The 19,677-nt window shown below is 70.3% G+C and carries 16 protein-coding genes; 3 read left to right on the top strand and 13 right to left on the bottom strand.

The window, feature by feature from the left end:
* Nucleotides 1-2 precede the first annotated feature (2 nt).
* From ACXJ1Y_RS15965 to ACXJ1Y_RS15955, 3 genes are read right to left on the bottom strand one after another with little or no spacing between them, the layout of a single operon-like run.
* Nucleotides 3-818, bottom strand: a complete 816-nt coding sequence (locus ACXJ1Y_RS15965) for an ABC transporter permease (protein ID WP_463847165.1) — start codon at nt 816-818, stop codon at nt 3-5.
* Nucleotides 812-1,579 carry an ABC transporter ATP-binding protein gene (locus tag ACXJ1Y_RS15960; protein WP_463847164.1) on the bottom strand — a complete coding sequence of 256 codons (768 nt, stop codon included), beginning with the start codon at nt 1,577-1,579 and terminating at the stop codon, nt 812-814. The genes ACXJ1Y_RS15965 and ACXJ1Y_RS15960 overlap by 7 nt, the downstream gene beginning before the upstream one ends.
* Nucleotides 1,576-2,337 (bottom strand): GntR family transcriptional regulator, encoded by a 762-nt coding sequence (locus tag ACXJ1Y_RS15955; protein ID WP_463847163.1) that lies wholly within the window; start codon nt 2,335-2,337, stop codon nt 1,576-1,578. The genes ACXJ1Y_RS15960 and ACXJ1Y_RS15955 overlap by 4 nt, the downstream gene beginning before the upstream one ends.
* 353 nt (nt 2,338-2,690) lie before the next feature.
* Between ACXJ1Y_RS15955 and ACXJ1Y_RS15950 the strand changes: the two genes are divergently transcribed.
* Complete coding sequence (locus ACXJ1Y_RS15950; RefSeq protein ID WP_463847162.1) at nt 2,691-3,152, top strand: Lrp/AsnC family transcriptional regulator; 462 nt, start codon at nt 2,691-2,693, stop codon at nt 3,150-3,152.
* 8 nt (nt 3,153-3,160) lie between these two features.
* Here the strand turns inward: ACXJ1Y_RS15950 and ACXJ1Y_RS15945 are convergent, their stop codons facing one another.
* The 4 genes from ACXJ1Y_RS15945 to ACXJ1Y_RS15930 form a co-directional block, all read right to left on the bottom strand.
* Nucleotides 3,161-3,679, bottom strand: a complete 519-nt coding sequence (locus ACXJ1Y_RS15945; protein WP_463847161.1) for a cysteine dioxygenase — start codon at nt 3,677-3,679, stop codon at nt 3,161-3,163.
* 122 nt (nt 3,680-3,801) lie between these two features.
* Complete coding sequence (locus ACXJ1Y_RS15940) at nt 3,802-5,352, bottom strand: PepSY-associated TM helix domain-containing protein (RefSeq protein ID WP_463847160.1); 1,551 nt, start codon at nt 5,350-5,352, stop codon at nt 3,802-3,804.
* A gap of 1 nt (nt 5,353) precedes the next feature.
* Nucleotides 5,354-7,525 (bottom strand): TonB-dependent receptor, encoded by a 2,172-nt coding sequence (locus ACXJ1Y_RS15935; protein WP_463847159.1) that lies wholly within the window; start codon nt 7,523-7,525, stop codon nt 5,354-5,356.
* Nucleotides 7,526-7,795: 270 nt separating this feature from the next.
* Nucleotides 7,796-8,074, bottom strand: coding sequence for a hypothetical protein (locus ACXJ1Y_RS15930; protein ID WP_463847158.1), 279 nt, complete (start codon nt 8,072-8,074; stop codon nt 7,796-7,798).
* Between the two features lie 251 nt (nt 8,075-8,325).
* Here ACXJ1Y_RS15930 and ACXJ1Y_RS15925 point away from each other — a divergent pair, with 251 nt between their 5' ends.
* Complete coding sequence (locus ACXJ1Y_RS15925; protein ID WP_463847157.1) at nt 8,326-9,639, top strand: APC family permease; 1,314 nt, start codon at nt 8,326-8,328, stop codon at nt 9,637-9,639.
* Between the two features lie 4 nt (nt 9,640-9,643).
* Here the strand turns inward: ACXJ1Y_RS15925 and ACXJ1Y_RS15920 are convergent, their stop codons facing one another.
* The 5 genes from ACXJ1Y_RS15920 to ACXJ1Y_RS15900 form a co-directional block, all read right to left on the bottom strand.
* The gene (locus ACXJ1Y_RS15920) at nt 9,644-10,192 is read right to left on the bottom strand and encodes an SAM-dependent methyltransferase (protein ID WP_463850137.1); all 549 of its coding nucleotides are present in this window, start codon (nt 10,190-10,192) and stop codon (nt 9,644-9,646) included.
* Between the two features lie 242 nt (nt 10,193-10,434).
* Complete coding sequence (gene msrA, locus ACXJ1Y_RS15915) at nt 10,435-10,959, bottom strand: peptide-methionine (S)-S-oxide reductase MsrA (protein ID WP_463847156.1); 525 nt, start codon at nt 10,957-10,959, stop codon at nt 10,435-10,437.
* Nucleotides 10,960-11,003: 44 nt separating this feature from the next.
* Nucleotides 11,004-12,728: a hybrid sensor histidine kinase/response regulator gene (locus ACXJ1Y_RS15910; protein ID WP_463847155.1), complete on the bottom strand. Its 1,725-nt coding sequence runs from the start codon at nt 12,726-12,728 to the stop codon at nt 11,004-11,006.
* Nucleotides 12,725-13,186, bottom strand: coding sequence for a response regulator (locus ACXJ1Y_RS15905; RefSeq protein ID WP_243956535.1), 462 nt, complete (start codon nt 13,184-13,186; stop codon nt 12,725-12,727). The genes ACXJ1Y_RS15910 and ACXJ1Y_RS15905 overlap by 4 nt, the downstream gene beginning before the upstream one ends.
* A 1-nt stretch (nt 13,187) precedes the next feature.
* A complete protein-coding gene (locus tag ACXJ1Y_RS15900; protein ID WP_463847154.1) occupies nt 13,188-15,443 on the bottom strand; it encodes an ATP-binding protein in 2,256 nt (751 codons plus the stop codon).
* A 230-nt stretch (nt 15,444-15,673) separates the two neighbouring features.
* Between ACXJ1Y_RS15900 and ACXJ1Y_RS15895 the strand changes: the two genes are divergently transcribed.
* The gene (locus tag ACXJ1Y_RS15895; RefSeq protein ID WP_463850136.1) at nt 15,674-16,933 is read left to right on the top strand and encodes a flavin monoamine oxidase family protein; all 1,260 of its coding nucleotides are present in this window, start codon (nt 15,674-15,676) and stop codon (nt 16,931-16,933) included.
* Here ACXJ1Y_RS15895 and ACXJ1Y_RS15890 read toward each other — a convergent pair.
* On the bottom strand, nt 16,917-19,637 hold the full coding sequence (locus ACXJ1Y_RS15890; RefSeq protein ID WP_463847153.1) for a hybrid sensor histidine kinase/response regulator: 2,721 nt from the start codon (nt 19,635-19,637) through the stop codon (nt 16,917-16,919). The two genes, ACXJ1Y_RS15895 and ACXJ1Y_RS15890, sit on opposite strands and share 17 nt — an antisense overlap.
* Nucleotides 19,638-19,677: the final 40 nt, after the last annotated feature.

The following is a 19,677-nucleotide window of genomic DNA, read 5'->3' as shown; positions in this document are numbered from 1 at the left end:
CATCACGGCTGCGCCGCCTTCTTCCAGACGAACAGCCGCTGTTCCGCGGGCTTGAGGACGAGGGTTTCGAGCCCGATCATCAGGGCGACGAGGGTCAGGGTCCACGCGAAGACCTGATCGGTCTGGACGAGGTCTGCCGCCTGCCGCAGGCGGTAGCCGATGCCGCTGCTGGCCCCGAGGGATTCGGCCACGAGGACCACCCGCGCCCCGAACCCGATGGCCAGCCGCGCGCCCGCGAAGAACGAGGGCAGGATCGTCGGCAGGTAGATCTTGGTCAGCACCATGCGGCGCGGCATCCGGAAGGTCCGGGCGAGTTCGAGGTGCTCGGCGCTGACGGTGCGCGTGCCCTGCCAGACATTGGTCAGGATCAGCGGCATCGCCGTCATGAACACCACGAAGATCGTGGTCCAGTTCGACAGGCCGAACCAGATCAGCGCGAAGATCGCCCAGATCGCGGAGGAGACGGTGTTCGTCACCGTCAGGACCGGCTCGAAGAAGCTCCCGAGGCGGCGGCTCGCGCCGAGCAGCAGGCCGAGCGGCAGGCCGACCAGCGCCGCGAAGGCGAAGCCCGCGCCGATGCGCCCGAGGGTGATGCCGAGATCCCCGGCGAAGCTCGGCGAGGCGACGAGGTGCAGCCACGTGGCCCAGACCCGCGCGGGGCTCGGCAGCACGAAGGAGGGCGCGCCCAGGGAGGCGACCTGCCACACGGCCAGCGCCAGGCCGATGAGGGCGAGCCGCTGCAGGACGATCCCCGTGCGGCGGCCGGCGCCGGAGGGGCGCGTGCGGGGAACGAGGCGGGAAGGGGTCCGCACTAGCATGCCGCCCTCGCGCCCGAGAGGCCGATCCGCAGGCGCCGGACCTCCTCGGCCACCTCCGGGGAGAGGGGATCGCGGGGATAGGGCAGGGCGATGTCGCGGACCTCGCCGATCCGGCCGGGGCGCGGCTGCAGGACGACCACGCGGCTCGCCAGCACCACGGCCTCCTCCACGTCGTGGGTGACGAAGACCAGGGTCATGGCCCGCAGGGCGGCGATGCGCAGCAATTCGCCGTGCATCTGCGCGCGGATCTCCGGGTCGAGCTTCGAGAAGGGCTCGTCGAGGAGGAGGATCCGGGGTTCGGTGACGAGGCTGCGCGCCAGGGCCACGCGGCTGCGCATGCCCCCCGACAACTCGTGCGGGTAGGCATCCCGAAACCCGTCGAGGCCCACGAGGCCCAGGGTCTCGTCGACCCGCCGCCGCCGCTCCTCCCGCCCCATGCCGCCGGCTTCGAGCCCGAAGGCGACGTTCTGCGCCGCCGTCCGCCAGGGGAGCAGCCTGTCCTCCTGGAACATGTAGGTCATGGCCCGCCAGTCGCGGAAGGCGTGCGAGGGGATCCCGTCGAGGAGGACCGCGCCCTCGTCGGGCTCGATCAACCCGGCGATCATGTTGAGCAGGGTGCTCTTGCCGCAGCCGGAGGCGCCGAGGAGGGCGACGATGGCGTGCTGCGGGATCGCGATGTCGATGGCGTCGAGCACGTGGAGCGGCGCGCCCTCGCGCCGGTCGAACCACTTGCTCACGTGATCGAGCTGGACGGCGTTCATCGCTCGCCTCCCTCGGCCCGGGGGGCGCTCCGGGGCGGGACCACCGCCGTGTCGCGCAGGCTCGCGATGACCTTCTCCAGGGTCATCTCGCGGAAGGTCTCCACATGGCGGCGGGCCACGAGCGCGGCGCTCTCGGCGTCGCCCGCCGCGAGGTGCTCGATCATCGCGGTGTGGTCGTTCTCGATGTTCGGCCGCACGCCCTGCACGCCGAAGCCCAGGGCGACGAGGCGCGTCATCTCGTCGAGGAGGCCGGACAGCGTCCGGTACAGGCGCCCGTTCCCCGCCGCCGCCGCGATCGCCATGTGGAAGCTGCGGTTGGCTTCGAGGAAGAAGTCGATCTGGTTGCCGACATCCACCGTGATCCGGCGGCGGCAGGCCTGTTCCAGCCGTTCCAGCTGCGCCCGGTTCACCCGGCCGGCGGCGCCCCGCGCGGCGAGGGGTTCCAGCTCCATCCTGAGGGCGAAGACCTCATCGACGTCCTTCACGGTGACGGGGCTGACCCGGTAGCCGTGGCGGGGCATCGAGCTGACGAACCCTTCCTGCGCGAGCCGCTGCAGGGCGATGCGGCAGCTCGCCTTCCCGATCTCGAACCGCTCCATCACCTCGGCCTCGGTGAAGCGGGTGCCGGGGAGCAGGCGGCAGGAGACGATCTCCCGCCGCATCAGGTCGTAGGCCTGGTTGGCCTTGCGCGTCGCGTCCGGGACGGAGAGCACGCCGGCCGGCCGGCCGCCCCGTCCGGTTTCCTCGTCGCTCGTCATGGCACCTCGCCATCGCGCTTGGGTTGCCCACAGCGTGCTGTGAGCGGCTCACCATTTGCAGGTCGCGTGCCAACACCGGCTCGGGGGCCGTTTTCACGATGGGACGCAGGCCAATGGACGGATGCCCAGCCCGATTCAGTAGAGATGGCCACCCCTACGGCGTGATCATCTCAGCTCATTCGGTGAGCATCCCATGGCTCATTTATGCGCAACCGCCACGATGTCTGTAAATAGAACCGGAATTCCAATTCGAGTAGATCGCGAGGACGATACGTCTTCATCATGCCGATGCCGCAGAACATCGTCGCTGCGGCGGCTCATCGGACGGGCGATGCTGGGCGGGGCGCGGGACAATGGATGAGATCGACCGGAAGATCCTGGACGTGCTTCAGGTCGATGCGACGCTGCCGGTGGCGACGATCGCGGAACGGGTCGGCTTGAGCGCCGCCCCGTGCTGGCGGCGCATCCGCCGGCTGGAGGAGAGCGGCGTCATCACCCGCCGGGTGGCGCTCGTCGACCGCCGCAAGGTCAACGTGCCGATCACGGTCTTCGTCGCGGTGAAGGCGCCCCGGCATACGGCCGAATGGTCGGCGTCGTTCCGCAGGACGGTGGACGACTTTCCGGAGATCGTCGGCGCGTGGCGCCTGACCGGGGAGATCGACTATCTTCTGCGCATCGTCGTGCCGGACATCGAGACCTACGACACCGTGTACCAGCGCCTGACGGCGCGGCTCGAATTCTCGAACCTCTCCGCCTCCATCGCGATGGAGGAGATGAAGTACACGACGGCCGTGCCGACGATCTACATGGCGTGAGGGCCGGCTCAGCCGGCGACGATGCGGTATTCGCGCTCGATCGAGGAGGCGCGGATTTCGGGATCGAAGCCGTAGACGTGGATCGAGATCGCCTCGTCCGGCCCGGCATTGAGCATCTGGTGAAGGTTCGGCCCGCTCGGCATCATGCAGGCGACGGAACCGGGCTCACGGAGGGCCTCGCCGGTGGCGACGGCGTCGGTCTCGCTCAGGGCGCGGAACCAGACCTCCCGCAGCGCGCCGCTCCAGACCCCGAAGCAGCAGGAGCAGTGGTGGTCATGCACCGAGGTCCGTGAACCCGGGCTCCAGGTGATCGCCCAGACGCTGATCCCGTTCTCGCCGAACAACAGGGTCCGCGCGTAGCCGCCGGGCTTCCGCTGAAGGGTGATTCCGGCGAGCAGGTCGTCGCGCGCCATCAGGTCTTCCAGCGTCCTCCGCGCGAGACGGAGATAGTCGGAGGCGGATGTGCCGGCACCCCTGGCCAGGGCGGCCAGGCAAGCCGTGCGGGGGTCGGCGACCGGGGTGAGCATGGCGATCTCCTGTGCGGTGCGAAAAGTCTATTCGCGGGGGCGCACAAATCGCTCTCAATTTCGGACGGGATGACGGGTAAAGACGGGGGTGCCGTTTTACGAAAGCGCGGCCTCGCGAAATCTCATTTCAACGGGCGCGTCGCGACGGCCCCGCCGGGAATCCCGGTTCGCCCGAGCCCGTCCCGGTCGAACCGGCTCTTGGCCAGGGCGTGGACGGCGAAACCGAAGCCGGCTCCGATGCCGAGGACGATCACGTCGAAGGCGACCGAGACGGTGCCGCCCTCGCGCAACCCGCCGACGAGGGGCAGGAGGAGATACGCGAGGGCGACCGTCGCCAGGGCGACGATCCAGGCGCGGCGCGGGGCGAGGCCCAGGCCGAGGAGACCCACCACCGCCCATCCGCCGAAGAACGCCTGGATCTCGGCCTCCGCGCGCCCCGGCATCGCGACGGGCAGGAGCCGGTTGGCCAGGAAGTAGCACGCCACCGCGAACGGCAGCCCGGCCACGGTGCCGACGTTGAGGGTGTGGACCAGCCGGTGGGACCACGGCATCCGCGAAGGGGCGGGCCCCTTCGGCAGGCGCGCCACCGACCACAGCACGAGCCCCGTCGCGACCATCGCGCAGCCGAGGAGGCCCGAGAGGAAGAACAGCACCCGCAACGCCGAGCCGGCGAAATGCGCCTCGTGCAGGCCGACCATCGTGGTGAAGGTCCTGGTCGCGGGGCGGAGGTCGCCCGCGCGGATCTCGGCGATCTCGCCGCTGGACCCGTGGAAGGCGATCTGCGGATGCTGGTGCGACAGGCCGTGGGGCTCCTCGAACACGGCCACCACCACGGAATGCGCATCCCGGGGATTGACGATCGTCAGCCGCTCCAGCGGCTGCGGGACGCGGCTCAGGGCCTGCACGACCATGGGGCCGACGGGGGCCAGCGTGCCGGCCGTGCCGGCGGGCGGGCGCGGCGCGGTGATCTGGCCGGATTCGACGTAGTAGTGCTGGGCGTCGCCCCGGTAGGCGGTCTTCACGCCCCACGGCATGTAGAGGGACGCGAGGGTCACGAGCCCCGTGTAGGTGATCATCGCGTGGAAGGGCAGGGCGAGGACGCCCGTGACGTTGTGCGCGTCGAGCCAGCCGCGCTGGTCGGCGCGGCGCCGGAACGTGAAGAAGTCCACGAAGAGGCGCCGATGGGTGACGATCCCCGAGACCAGGGCGACCAGCATGATCATCGCGCACAGGCCAACGATCCACCGGCCCCAGAGCGGCGGCAGGCTCAATTCGAAGTGGAAGCGGTAGAGAAAGTCGCCGCCCCGGGTCTCGCGGACTTCGGCGGGCGCCCCGCTGTCGGGATCGAGCAGGACGTGGCCCGGCGGACGGCCGGGTCCCGTCCGCCAGAACAGGTCCAGCAGCGGCATCTCGGGCCGTGGCAGCGTGATGAACCACGTCCGCGCCCCGCCGGCATGCTCCCGGAGATAGGCCACGCCGCGCTCGGCGGTCGCCGCCATCTCATCCGGGCCGAATGTCCGGCCATACCGCAGCTCCGGGCGCATCCATTGCGAGATCTCGGCGCGGTAGTAGCTCGCCGTGCCCGTCACGAAGACGGAGAACAGGATCCAGCCGACGACGAGCCCGGACCACGCGTGCAGCCACGCCATCGATTGGCGGAAGGTCTTGCCCACGTCAGAAGTTCACCGACGCCGAGAGGATGAACGTCCGCGGCGAGGCGACCGTCACGAAGGTTCCGGTCGTGAGCCAGTAGCGGTTGTCGGCGATGTTCTCGACGTTGAAGCGCAGCGTGACCGGCTGCTCCCCCACGAGCGTCGCGTAGCGAAGGCCGAGATCGAACCGCGTCCAGTCCGGGAAGCGCAGCCGGTTGGCGGTCGTGAGGTAGGAGCCGGACGTGTAGATCACCCGGCCGTTCAGGGAGAGGCCGGGAACCCACGGCGTATCCCATTCGAGTCCGGCGGACACGGTCAGATCGGGCACGCCGGGGGCGTCGTTGCCGCGCTCGGCCGGATTGGTCGGCTTGGTCAGTTCGGGGCGCAGGAAGGTGGCGCTGGCGAAGCCGCGCAGGTTCGGCAGCACCGCGCCGAACGCCGACACCTCCAATCCCCGGTTCCGCTGTTCGCCATCGTAGGCGAGGGTGTTCGCGGCCGTCCGGACCTGGCTCGGCCGGCTGATCTGGAACAGGGCCGCCGTCGTCGTGATGGCGCCCCAGTCGATCTTGACGCCGACCTCCTGCTGATCGGACTTGAAGGGGCTGAGGATCGCGCCGGTGTTGGTGTATCCGGGGCCTACGATCGTGCCCGAGGTGAGGCCCTCGGCGTAGTTCGCGTAGACGGCCACGTTCTGCCAGGGCTTCACCACGATGCCGGCCAGCGGCGAGGTGGCGTCGGCATCGTACTCGCTCGTCCGTGCCCCGGTCGTCGTGTTGTAGGCGAGCTGGTTCACCATCTGGTAGCGCACGCCGGCCGTGAGCAGGACGCTCTCGTCGAGGAACGACATCGTGTCCGCCACGGCGACACTGGTGAGCGTCGTGTCCGCCGAGCGACGCGGGTCGAGGCGGGCGCCGCGCACCACGGGCAGCGGCGCCGGCCGGTAGATGTTCGACGGGACCGATTCGGCGGCGGTGTTCGCGGTGTAGGCGAAGCCTTCCTCGCGGCTGAACCCCGTGAACACCACGTTGAGGGCGTGATTGATGAACCCGGTGTCGAAGCGCGCCTTCAGCCCGGCATTGCCGCTGACGGAGCTGCTGTAGGAATCGTAGTATCCGTTGACGAGCCGGAAGTTGCCCAGGGCATCGGCCCCGCTCGTGAACCCCGCGACGCGCGAATCCGGGAAGGTCTGCCGGTTGGAGCCCGCGCGATAGCCGATCCCGCCGTAAGCCGTGAGCCAATCGGTGAGGTCGTATTCGAGGAAGGTGGCGACGGTGTTGTCCCGTTGCTGGAGCTGCGTTCCGGGATACCAGTTGCCGCGCGCATCCGGTGGGGACGGGATGTACGGGATGTCCGAACGCAGGGTGATCTGCGGGCGGAAGTTCTTCGTGTCGTCGTTCTGCGTGATGATATCGAGCGCCCAGCGCAGCCGCTCGCCCTGGTAATCGAGCGCCACCGCGCCGAGGCCCGTCTGCCAGTTGCCGCCGTCGATCGAGGCTTCCCCGGTGCGGCCCAGGCCGTTGAAGCGGATGCCCCACTCCTTGTTCTCGCCGCCACGGGTGCTGGCGTCGACATGAACGCCGAAGTTTCCGGGGCTGATGTATTGCGGCGTGACTTGGAGGAGCGGCAGATCGAGGGCGCGCTTGGTGACGATATTGATGCTGCCGCCGACGCTGCCCCCCGGCGGAATGCCGTACATGAACGCGCCGGGGCCCTTCAGCACCTCGATCCGCTCGATGTACTGGGCCGCGACGCGGTTGGACGAGACCAGACCGTAGAGGCCGTTCAACCCGACGTCCTGTGCCTGGACCGGGAAGCCGCGGATCTGAAACGTGTCGTCGAACCCGTTGTTGCCGGTGGTGAGACGGACGGAGGAATCGTTGACCAGCGTATCGGCGGCGGTTCGCGCCTGCTGATCCCGAATGACCTGCTCGGTGAAGTTCACGGTGCTGAAGGGGGTGTTCAGCGCGTCGCGCGTGCCGAGGATCCCGAGCGATCCGCCGCGCGCGAATTGTCCGCCGGCATAAGGCGCCGGCAAGTCCTTCTGAAGTCCAACGCCCTGGCCGGCCCGGCCGTTACTGCCTGCCACGCTCGCGACGGACAGCTCATCGAGCACGACGGCCTCCTGCGCGGCGACGTCGAGGGCCAGGCCTGCCCAACCCAGCCCCAGTGATGCCACGCCGATCGCGACACGCACGGAAGTGTCGCCAAGGACAGACTCGAACTTACGCATCACCGTGCCCTAAAGAAGTTCTTCGAACATCGCAGCGATGGCCACTTCGCCAGTTTAGAAACTGACTAATGTATCGCGGATATCGATCATCTCCTTCGGCGTTACGGCATCACGGAACCGTGAACAAGGCCAAACATCACGCTCATGTGGGCAAGTGTTATGCAAGCAACAAAGAGGAATTATTCTAATATCAATCTGTAGTTCGGCCGCCGGGCTCACGGTGCCCGGCGATGATCAGATGTTCTCGCGGGCCGCCTGTTCGGAGCAGGCCTTTGCCACCTCGGAGATCGGCAGGCTCGCGTGGCCGGTCGTTCTCGACGTGTCGTCGAGGCAGGAGCGCACGCGCTCCCGGGCGGCATCCCCGCCGCTCGCCGCGTCGAGCTTGCGCAGGAGGGCCTCCTTGTCCGCAGTGGAGGCTGCCGCCCAATCCTGCATCGAATCCCCCGCGCTCAAGGCGAGGGCGGGCGTCGCCATCAGGGCGAGGGTGAACAGGCCGACGGGAAGGATGCGCATGGCGTGAGCCTCGAACGAGGAAGGATTGGCGCCCGCTCGCCGAGACGGGAAGCCGGCCGGCAAACGGGCTTGCGGATGGAACTAGGTCCGCAGGCGCCTCCGCAGATCGCCGGAGGCTTGGGGCAAAAACGCACAGCGCATCGCCGCCCTCCCGTGCCGGGGGGACCCCGATCGGCCATTCGTCGCACGGGGGGCCTGCGGCCGAACCCGGCCCGCGATCGCCGGTTGCCGCGTGAGGAGAGGGGGCCGCGATGGCGTGTCTGTCCCAGGGCGCGACGCCGGGCGTGAAGACGCTGGCGGCCACGGCCCTCGTGGTCGCCGACATGATCGGCGTCGGGGTGTTCACCAGCCTCGGGTTCCAGGTGACGGACGTCCCGTCCGGCTTCGGGCTGCTGCTCTTGTGGGGCGTCGGCGGGCTCGTCGCGCTCTGCGGGGCGTTCAGCTACGCCGAGTTGGCCACGATGTTTCCCCGCTCCAGCGGCGAGTACAACTTCCTCACCCGCGCCTACGGCCCGGCCCTCGGCTTCATGGCGGGTTGGCTCTCGGCCACCGTCGGCTTCGCGACCCCCGTTGCGCTGGCCGCGATGGCGTTCGGCCAATACGCGAAAGCCTTCCACCCGGCGGCCCCGCCGCTCCCCCTCGGGCTTGCGGTGATCTGGGTCGTCACCGCCATCCGCCTGACGGGCGGGCGCTTCGGGGAGGCGTTCCAGGTGGGCGCGACGCTGGTGAAGCTGCTGCTCATCGTGGCCTTCATCGGCGCCGGCTTCGCCGTGGAGGGTGGGGCGCCGGTCAGCTTCTCGCCGCGCGCGTTCGACCCGGCGCAGGTGTTCACCGCCGGCTTCGCCGTCAGCCTCGTCTTCGTGATGTACGCCTATTCGGGCTGGAACGCCGCGACCTACATCGCGGGCGATCTGGCCGACCCGTCCTATACGCTGCCGAGAGCCCTGTTCCTCGGGACGGGCGTCGTGATCGTGCTCTACGTCGCGCTGAACGCGGTGTTCCTGCGCACCACCCCGCTGCCCGAACTCGCCGGGCAGATCGACGTCGCGATGATCAGCGGGCGGCATGTCTTCGGGGCCGAGGGCGGCCGGGTCGTCGGCGCGGTCATCTGCGTCGGCCTGATCCCGACGATCGGCGCGATGATGTGGATCGGCCCCAGCGTCACGGTCACGATGGGCGAGGATGTGCGGCTGTTGCGCGCCTTCGCGCGCCGCACCCGCCACGGCGTGCCGGTGCTCGCGATCCTCCTCCAATGCGGCGTGGCGAGCCTGCTGCTGCTGACGCAGAGCTACGAGGCGGTTCTGGCATTCATCCAGTTCGGCCTCATCCTGTGCTCGTTCCTGGCGGTGCTCGGCCTGATCAAGCTGCGGATCACGCGGCCGGACCTGCCTCGGCCCTATCGCGCCTGGGGCTATCCCGTCACGCCGCTCGTGTTCCTGGGCGTGACCGCGTTCATGCTGGCCTACCTCGTCACCGCGCGGCCGATGCAATCGCTCGGCGGCCTCGCCGTGATGCTCCTCGGCCTGGCGCTGTACGGCGTCTCCCGCCTCGCCGGGCGGCGGTGATCGATCAGGCGGGCTTCGTCACCCGCAGCACGTCGAGGCGGTACTCGGCGGTTCGCGATTGCGTCAGGACCCGCGCGAAGCCGCGTGCGCCCGCGATGAAGCCCTCGGCCGCGTCGTCGCCGGAGAGCGGGTAATGGGTGACGCCGAGCCAATGGACCAGCACGATGTCCGCCTCCGGCAGGACCGCGCCCTCGACCCGCGCGACGAGCCGGGCGAGGTCGGGGCGGTCGAGGTAATAGGCCACCTCCGAGATCACGATGAGGTCGAAACGCCCCTCCGGCCATGTTCCCGGAACGGCGGCGAGGCTGAAACGCGCGTTCGGGCAATCGGCACAGCGCGCCCGCGCCTCGTTCAGCACCGAGGGAACCACATCGAGCCCGATCAGCGCATCGCAGCGCGGGCAGAGCTCATGGGTGAACACGCCGATGGAGCACCCGACATCCAGGGCGGACGCGTAGTGGGGGCGCGGCAGGGCTTTGAGCGTGGCCGCGTATTTGGCGCGCTCGTACGGGCTCGAGGCGAACTTCCACGGGTCCGCCTCGGTGGCGTACATGCCCTTGAAGTAATCGGGATCGAGGGTCGTCGGCCGCCGACCGGTCGGCGCCTCGCCTGCGGCGCCGCGAATGCCCAGCAGGGTGCCCGTGGCGGCCACGCTTGCGGACTGAAGCAGGACGCGCCGTGAGAGTGGTTCGCGGTCACGCACGATACACCCCCACGATACACAAGATGGCGCCAGTCACCGTCCCACGGGAACCCCACGTGAGGGGGACGGTTCCTGCCGCCCCCCTCGGCGCCTCATGAAGCCTGCGCGGCGGGGGCGCGGACGGGCAGGACCCAGTTCGGCCGGACGAAATGGCAGGTGTATCCGTCGGGCCGGCGCTCCAGGTAATCCTGGTGCTCCGGCTCGGCCTCCCAGAACGGCCCGGCCGGCGCCAGCTCGGTCACGACCTTCCCCGGCCAGAGGCCGGAGGCGTCGACGTCGGCGATGGTCTCCTCGGCGACGCGGCGCTGCCCGTCGTCGGTGAAGTAGATCGCCGAGCGGTAGCTCAGGCCCCGGTCGTTGCCCTGGCGGTTCGGCGTCGTGGGGTCGTGGATCTGGAAGAAGAATTCCAGCATGCGCCGGAAGCTCGTCCGGGCCGGATCGTAGACGATCTCGATGGCCTCCGCGTGGGTGCCGTGGTTGCGGTAGGTCGCGTTCGGTACGTCGCCGCCCGTATACCCGACGCGAGTCGAGACCACGCCCGGCTGGCGCCGGATCAGGTCCTGCATGCCCCAGAAGCACCCACCGGCCAGCACGGCCCTCTCGGTCTGCATGGTCATGTCCTCTCCTCGCTCTGCACGTCCCCGCTATATGGGGTCGCCGGTCAGGCTTTTCCCCGGTCGGAGACGAGGCGGAGCCCGGCCACCGGCCGCGCCTCCAGCGCCGTGGCGACCTTGCGTTCGAGCTCGCCCTGCCGGAACGGCTTCAGGACGACCGCGTCGGAGCCGCTCGCGCCGGCCAGCGTCAGGGCCGTCGTGTCCGCGAAGCCGGTGACGAACAGCACCGGCATCCCCGGCCAGCGCTTGCGGATCTCGATGGCGACCTCGGCCCCGTTCATGCCCGGCATGGCGAAATCGAGCACCACGAGGTCCACGCACGGGTCGGCCTCCAGGGCGGCCAGGGCCTGGAGCCCCGAGGCCGCCTCGCGCACCGCGTACCCGGCCTCGGAGAGGCGCGTCACGGTGACTTCCCGGACCTCCGCGTCGTCGTCCACGACGAGGAGGGTCGGGTGGCTTCCCGGCGGGTGAGCCAGGGCGCAATCGACAGCCCTGGCCTTCTCGGCGGAGGCCGATCCCCCGCCCTCGACCCGGGGCAGGTAGACCTTGATCGACGTGCCCTCGCCGAGCACCGTGTCGATGCGGATGCCGCCGCCCGATTGCTTCACGAACCCGAAGACCTGCGCGAGCCCGAGGCCCGAGCCCTTACCGACCTCCTTGGTGGTGAAGAACGGCTCGAACACCCGCGCGAGCACCTCCGGCCGCATGCCGGTGCCGGTGTCGCTCACCGCCACCATCACGTACTCCCCGGGCGGGGGCTGCTCGGGACGGCTCGGCGCGCCAGTGACGGTCACGTTGGCGGTCTCGATGGTGAGGCGGCCGCCCACCGCCATCGCGTCGCGGGCGTTGATGGCGAGGTTGAGGATGACGAGCTCGATCTGCGTCGCGTCGACCAGGGCCGGCCAGAGGTCGGCCTGCAGCGTCGTCTCGATCTGGACCGCGCCGCCGATCGAGCTCTGCAGCAGGTCGCGCATGGAGGCGACGGTGTCGTTCAGGCCGACCGGGGTCGGCTCCAGCCGCTGGCGCCGGGAGAAGGCGAGGAGCTGCGCCGTGAGCCTTGCGCCCCGGTCCGCCGCCCCCTTCATCATCGCGAGGCGGCGCTTCGACCGGTCGTCGGCGACCGCGCGTTCCAGGAACTCGATGTTCCCGGCGATCACCGTGAGCAGGTTGTTGAAGTCGTGCGCGACGCCGGAGGTCAATTGCCCGACGGCCTCCAGGCGCTGGTTGAGGCGCAGCGCCTCCTCGGCCCGCTCCCGCTCGCCGATCTGGCGCTGAAGCTCGGCATTCGTCTCGGCCAGTTCGCGGGTGCGCTCGGCGATGCGCACCTCAAGGGTCTCGTTCAGCGCCTGCAGGGCCTCCTCGGCCGCCCGCTTGTCGGCCCGGGCCCGCGCCTCGGCCAGCGCCCGGACGATGGTGCGGGACAACCGGTCGAGGCGCTGCTTGCCCACGTAGTCGGTGGCGCCGTTCTTCAGCGCCTCGACGGCCACGTCCTCGCCCAGCGTGCCGGAGCAGAAGATGAACGGGATGTCGGGGCATTGCTCGCGGGCGATGCCGAGCGCGCTGACGCCGTCGAAGGTCGGCAGGACGTAATCCGCCAGGATGATGTCGTGGCGCTCCGGCCAGGCCGTCGCCGCGAACTCCGCGCGCGTCATCACCCGCTCGATCACGAACGGGTGGCCGAGGTTGTCTAGTTCAGCCTCGATGAGCTCCGCGTCGAGGTCGCTGTCTTCCAGGTGGAGGATGCGCAGCGGACCGGCGGAGGGTCCGATCACGCGTTCGATGGCCAGCCTCCCCGATGCGGCGGCGGCTCGTTCAGGAGCGCCCAGAACACGCCGATATCCTTGATCGCGGCGAAGAACTCATCGAACCCGACCGGCTTCACCACGAAGGCGTTCACCCCAAGATCGTAGGAGCGGACCACGTCGGTCTCCTCCCGCGAGGAGGTGAGCATCACCACCGGGATGCCGCGCGTGGCCGGGTCGCCCTTGATCTTGGCGAGCACTTCCAGCCCATCGACCTTGGGCAGCTTCAGGTCGAGCAGCACGACCGCCGGGTCCTGCGCCTGCCGACCCTCGTGGGTGCCGCGCCGGTAGATGAAGTCGAGCGCCTCCGCCCCGTCGCGGCAGATGATGATCTCGTTGGCGAGGTTGCTCGATTCCAGCGCGGCGAGGGTCAGCTCGATGTCGTTCGGATTGTCCTCGACGAGGAGGAACGGCTTCAGTCCGGCCATGTCAGTGCGCCTCCTCCCGAAGCGGTAGCGTGAAGTAGAAGGTCGCGCCCCGACCCAGATGGCCCTCGGCCCAGGTCCGGCCGCCGTGGCGCTCGACGATGCGGCGGACGTTGGCCAGCCCGATGCCGGTGCCCTCGAAATCCTCGACCCGGTGCAGGCGCTGGAACACGCCGAACAGCTTGTCGACATAGGCCATGTCGAAGCCGGCGCCGTTGTCGCGCACGAAGAACACCGCCTCGCCGTCCTTCGGCGGCAGCCGCCCCACCGCGATCACCGCCTCGGGCTTGCCGCGCGTGTACTTCACCGCGTTCGAGAGCAGGTTCTCGATGACGAGGCGCAGCATCACCGGGTCGGCATAGGCCCGGCCGAGGGGCTCGATCTCCCACCGCACGGCCCGGTCCGCCGGGACGTCGCGCAGGACCTTCCGCCGGACCTCCTCGACCAGGGCGTTCATGTCGCCCGTGACCTTCTTCAGGGCGTTGCGGCCCATCTGCGAGAACGACAGCAGGTTGTCGACGAGGGTGCCGGCCGAGAAGGCCGCCTCGATGATGGTGTCGACGTAGTGCCGGCCCTTCTCCGAGAGGTTGGCGCCCTCCCGCGTCTTGAGCAGGTTCGAGTAGCCGACGATGTGCCGGAACGGCGCGCGCAGGTCGTGGCTCACCGAGTACGAGAACGCCTCCAATTCCTTGTTCGAGCGCTGCAACTCCTCGCTCATCGCCGCGAGTTCCTCGGCCCGGCGCAGCACGATGCCGAGCACCGAGGCGCGCAGGTCCTTGGCGGCTTCGACCTCCGGGATCGACCACGGCAGCGAGCGCCCCTGCACCGTCTCCTTCCAGATCTCGAAGGATTTGCGCGGGTGCAGGCGGTCCGGCCCGCCCGCCGGATCCGGCACGGCGGGCTTCACCGGGTTGCCGCCCCACTTGACCGTGCGCACCACCTCCGGCCTGAACCAGAGGATGTAGCTCGCGTATTTCTTCGAGACCGAGATGGCGAGCAGCCCGCTCGCGTGGTCGGCGTAGCCCGCCGCGCCTGGGATGGTCTCGGACAGGGCCTCGGACACGAAGACGTCGTCGGTGTCGCCGCGGCCCGACAGCCAGTCGTACATGGCGCGCACGTCGCGCTCTTCCGGCGTCGCGCCCATCAGCCGGCACCGGTCGGCGGTGACGACGGCCGCGCCGGAGGCGTTCACCAGGGCCAGGACGTCGTCGGGATGCTTGAGCAGGCCATCGACGAAGCTGTCCTCCTCCGCCATGAACCCGAGGAGACGGGCCTGCACCTGCCCGAGCGCCAGCCGCTGCTCGGCCTGGGCGCCACGCTCGCGGGCCGAGAGCTGCAGGGCGAAGATCTGGGCGAGCACGTCGCAGGCATTGCGGGCGTGCAGCGGCACGCGCTTCGGCGCGGCGTTGTGGCAGGAGATCAGGCCCCACAGCGCGCCGTCGATCAGAATCGACACCGACATGGACGCCATCGTGCCCATGTTGCGCATGTACTCGACATGAACCGGCGAGACGGAGCGCAGGACGGACTGGCTGAGGTCGAGGGGTTTCCCCGAGGGCGTCGCCGCCGGCAGGATCGGCACGGGGGCGTAGCCCGCATCCGGGATGATCCGCATGCGGTTGCGGCGGTAGAGTTCGCGCGCCTGCGCCGGGATGTCCGAGGCGGGGAAGCGGAGGTCGAGGTAGGACGGCAGCGCGCCGTTGCCGTCCTCGGCCAGCACCGTGCCGTGCCAATCCCGGTCGAAGCGGTAGACCAGCGCCCGGTCGAGGCCGGTGACGGCGCGGATGTCCTGCGCGACGAGGTGGCAGAGTTCCGCGATGTCGTGGGCGGCGTGCAGGCGCTCGACGAAGGACCGCAGACGCGGCGTGAGCACATCGAGGCCGAGATCCGCCGCGGCGGCATCGACCTCCTCCAGTTCGAGCACCACGAGGCCATCGACCCGGTGCGCCGCGACCTCGTAGGTCAGGCGGGCGGCATCGGAGGTGAGGGTCACGGTGCGGAGGTAGGACGCGCCGGTCTGCGCGCCGGGCTCGTCCAGATGGCGGCGGACGATGGCGGCGAGGTGCGGGAAGACCGCGTCCAGGGACGTGCCGACGGCCGCCTCGGCCGGGGCGTTGGCGCTGGCCTGCACGACGGTCAGGGAGGGCGGTTCGAGGACGAGCAGGAATCCGTGCGGCTGGACGCTGCCGACGATGTGGATGGGCTCACGGTCGCAGGCGGTGAGGTCGATCCTCGGTTCGTCGTCGTGCGATGGCTTCAAACCGACATTCCCATCTCGGATGGGTGCCCAGGGGGCCACGCCATTTAACGCGGATTAACATCGGGCCGCCGGCCTGGCCACGTCCGAACCGGGCCGTCCGGCCGGTGACGCCTAGGCCCAAAGGTCACAGGTCCGTCCGTACCGGCGCAGCCCAGGCGTGCGGGGCCGGCATGTGTCCCCGCTCCCGGCGAGGGGGTTATGATGGCGGTCTGCGATCTCACATGAGCCCCATGCACAGCGTGTTCGACGTCATCATCGTAGGGGGAGGGGCCGCCGGGATCGGTGCCGCGCGGCGGCTCGCGGCCGAGGGCGCGTCGGCCGTGCTGCTGGAGGCGTCGTCGCGTCTCGGAGGGCGCGCCCATACGCAGGATCTCGGCGGGTATCCCCTCGATCTCGGCTGCGAATGGCTCCATTCGGGCGACCGCAACGCCTGGGTCGGCATCGCCGAGGCGGCGGGCTTCCCGGTCGACCGGGGCGATCCGCCCTGGGCCAAGGCCCATCCCAGCATCGCCCAGGACCGGGACGACCAGGAGGCGGCCCAGCGGGCGTACGGCACGTGGGAGGACCGGCTCCGTGCCGTCGCGGCCGGCAGCGACCGGGCCGGCGATGCCCTGGAGCCCGGCGGCCGCTACAACGCCTACGTGCGGTCCATCGCCGGCTTCATGAGCGGCGTCGGGCCCGAGGCGATCTCCGCCACCGACTACCTCGCCTACGACGAGGCCTCGACGGGCCGGAACTGGCACCTGCCCCTCGGCTACGGGACGCTGGTCGCCGCCAGCCTGCCGGCCTCGACGGCCCTGCGCCTCGCCACCCCCGCCGAGGGGATCGACCTGACGGCGGACGGGGTCGCCGTCACCACGCGCGCCGGCACCCTCCACGCCGGGGCCGCCATCCTGACGGTCTCGACCGCGATCCTGGCCGGCGACGCGATCCGTCTGCCCGCGGGGACGGACCCCTGGCGGGAGGCCGCCGCCGCCCTGCCGCTCGGCCACAACGAGAAGGTGTTCCTGGAGATCGCGCGCGACTCGGCGTTCGCGCCGGATTCGCACGCCTACGGCGACATCCACGATGCGAGGTCGGCCGCCTATTCCATCCGGCCCAACGGATGGCCGGTGATCGAGGCGTTCCTCGGGGGCGAGGGCGCGCGCATGGTGGCCGAGGAGGGCCCGGCCGCCGGCTTCGCGTTCGTTGCGGCCCAGCTCACCGCCCTGTTCGGCGGGGACGTGGCCTCGGCGATCCGGCCGCTGGCGGCGACCGCGTGGAGCCGGATGGGCACCATCGGCGGGGCGTATAGCTGCGCCCTGCCGGGCCGCTCCGGGGCGCGGGCGCAACTCGCCCGGCCCTTCGAGGACAGGCTGTTCTTCGCGGGCGAGGCGACGCACCCGCACGACTTCACCACCGCCCACGGGGCCCACGACAGCGGGCAGAGGGCCGCCGACGAGGCGATGGCGGCGCTCCGGCCGCGCCGCGCGCTCACGGCTCGGCGATGAGGTCCTTGATGCGGGTGGCGAGTGTTTCCAGCACGAACGGCTTGGTCAGGACCTGCATGCCCGGCCGCAGGTAGCCGTTTCCGAGGACGGCGTTCTCGGCGTAGCCGGTGATGAACAGCACCTTCAGGTCCGGCCGCCGCTCGCGGCCGGCATCGGCCATCTGCCGCCCGTTCATCCCGCCGGGCAGGCCGACATCGGTGACGAGCAGGTCGATGCGCACGTCCGATTGCAGCACCTTCAGGCCGGCGACGCTGTCGGCGGCCTCGATGGCGGTGTAGCCGAGGTCTTCCAGCACCTCCGTGACCAGCATGCGCACGGAGGGCTCGTCGTCCACGATCAGCACCGTCTCGCCCTGGCCCGCCAGCTCCACCTCGGCGAGCCGGCGCGCGACCTCGGCCTCGTCGGCCTCGCCGTAATGGCGGGGCAGGTAGAGGCACACCATCGTGCCCTCGCCGACCTCGGAATAGATCCGCACCTGCCCGCCCGACTGGCGGGCGAAGCCGTAGACCATGGACAGGCCGAGGCCCGTGCCCTCGCCGGTGGGCTTGGTGGTGAAGAACGGCTCGAACACCTTGCCGATCAGGTCCGGCGCCATGCCGGTGCCGGTGTCGCTCACGCAGACGCTGAGATACTGCCCCGGCGGCAGGTCGTGCTGGCGGCCGCCGACCTCGTCGATCCACCGGTTGGCGGTCTCGATGGTGATGCGGCCGCCCTCCGGCATCGCGTCGCGGGCGTTGATGCACAGGTTGAGCAGCGCGTTCTCCAACTGGCCGGCGTCGATCAGCGCCGGCCACAGCCCGGCGAGGCCGACGACCTCCAGGTGGACGGACGGGCCGACCGTGCGCCGGATCAACTCCTCCATGTCGGTGACGAGGCGGTTCACGTTGGTGGGCTTGGGGTCGAGGGTCTGGCGCCGGGAGAAGGCGAGGAGCCGGTGGGTCAGCGCGGCGGCGCGCTTGGCCGCGCCCTGGGCGACCGCCATGTAGCGGTCGAGGTCGCCGATCCGGCCCTGGCTCATCCGGGTCTGCATCAGTTCCAGCGAGCCCGAGATGCCGGCGAGCAGGTTGTTGAAGTCGTGGGCGAGGCCGCCGGTCAGTTGCCCCACCGCCTCCATCTTCTGCGATTGCCGCAGGGCCTCCTCGGTCCTGGCGAGGGCCTCGGCCTGCCGCTTGATCGCGGTCACGTCGCGCACGGAGCCGTAGATCAGGCCGTCGCGGGGCACGGCGTTCCAGGACAGCCACACATGGCCGCCGTCCTTGTGGAGGTAGCGGTTCTCGAAGGTGAGCTGGGCCTCCCCGCGCGCCAGCCCTCCCGCCGCCGCCACGGTCGCCGCGATGTCGTCGGGATGCACGAAGTCGAGGAACGGCCGCGCCTTCATCTCGGCGTCGGTCCACCCGAGGGTCCGGGGCCAGGCCGGGTTGAGGCTGACGAAGTAGCCCTCGAAATTGGCCACGCAGAGCAGGTCGGACGACGCCTGCCAGATCTGGTCGCGCTCGGCGGTCCGGGCGGCGACCTGACGGGCGAGGTCGGCCTCGGTCTGCGCGCGGACGGTCACGTCCTGCACGAAGACGTGGAAGCCGTCGACGCGGCCTTGGGTGTCCCGGCGCGGCAGGTAGCGGATCTCGGCGATGCGGGGGCGCCCGTCGCGGTGGGGCCAGTCCATCTCGAAGGTGACGGGATCGCCGCCGAGCGCCCGGTCGATGAACGGCCGGCGTGCCGCGTAGCCATCCGGCCCGAGCAGGTCGCGCACGTCCCGGCCGACGATCTCCCGGGCGGGCATGAAGAACCAGTCGTCATAGGCCTCGTTGGCGAAGCGGTAGACGTGGTCCGCGCCGATGAAGGCGATGAGCACCGGCAGGGCGTCCGCGATCAGGCGGAGTTCCCGTTCCCCCGCCTCGGCGCGCCGCTCGACCTCGCGGCGCTCGGTGATGTCCGAGAAGAAGATCGCGACCCGGTGCTCGGACGGCTCGCCGATGCGCAGGGCCCGCACGTCGAACCAGCGGCCGAACACGTCGGCGAAATGCTCGAAATGCGCGGGCTCGCCGGTCAGGGCGACGCGCCCGTAGGTGTCGAACCAGTGCCGTTCGAGGTCGGGCGCGAAGTCGCTCACCCATTGTCCGGCGACGTCGGCGCCGGTCTGCCGCACGAAGGCGGGGTTGGCCTCGACGATGCGGTAATCGACGGCCCGGTCGCCCTCGAACTTCATCGCGATGATGCAGAACCCGACCTCGATGCTCTCGAACAGGGTGCGGTAGCGCGCCTCGCTCTCGCGCAAGGCGGCCTCGGCGCGGGTGCGCTCGGTGACGTCGTGGCCCTCCACGAAGATGCCCTCGACCCGGCCGTCCGCCCCCGCGACCGGCTGGTAGACGAAGTCGAGGTAGCGCTCCGTGATCGGGCCCCCCGGCACGGGCTGGAGATCGAGCCTCGCCCCCATCGCCTGGTGAGGCCGTCCGGTGCGGAACACCTCGTCGAGCAGGGCGACGTAGCCCTGAGCGGCGGCCTCCGGCAGCGCCTCCGCGACGGTGCGCCCGGCCACGTCGCGGCCATCGACGGCGCGCTGGTAGGCGGCGTTCGTCAGCGTGAAGCGGTGCTCGGGGCCGCTCAGGAGGGCGATGAAGCTGGGGGCCTGCTCGAACATCTGCGCGAGGGAGGCCGAATGCCCCCGCAGGCGCCGAACCTCGGCTTCCAGATCTGCGCGGGACATCGTTCCCGGGTCGTGTGGGGGTGCGTGCATGATGGCTCGA

Source organism: Methylobacterium sp. TK26, assembly GCF_055361565.1.
This window is presented reverse-complemented; position numbering and strand designations above follow the sequence as displayed.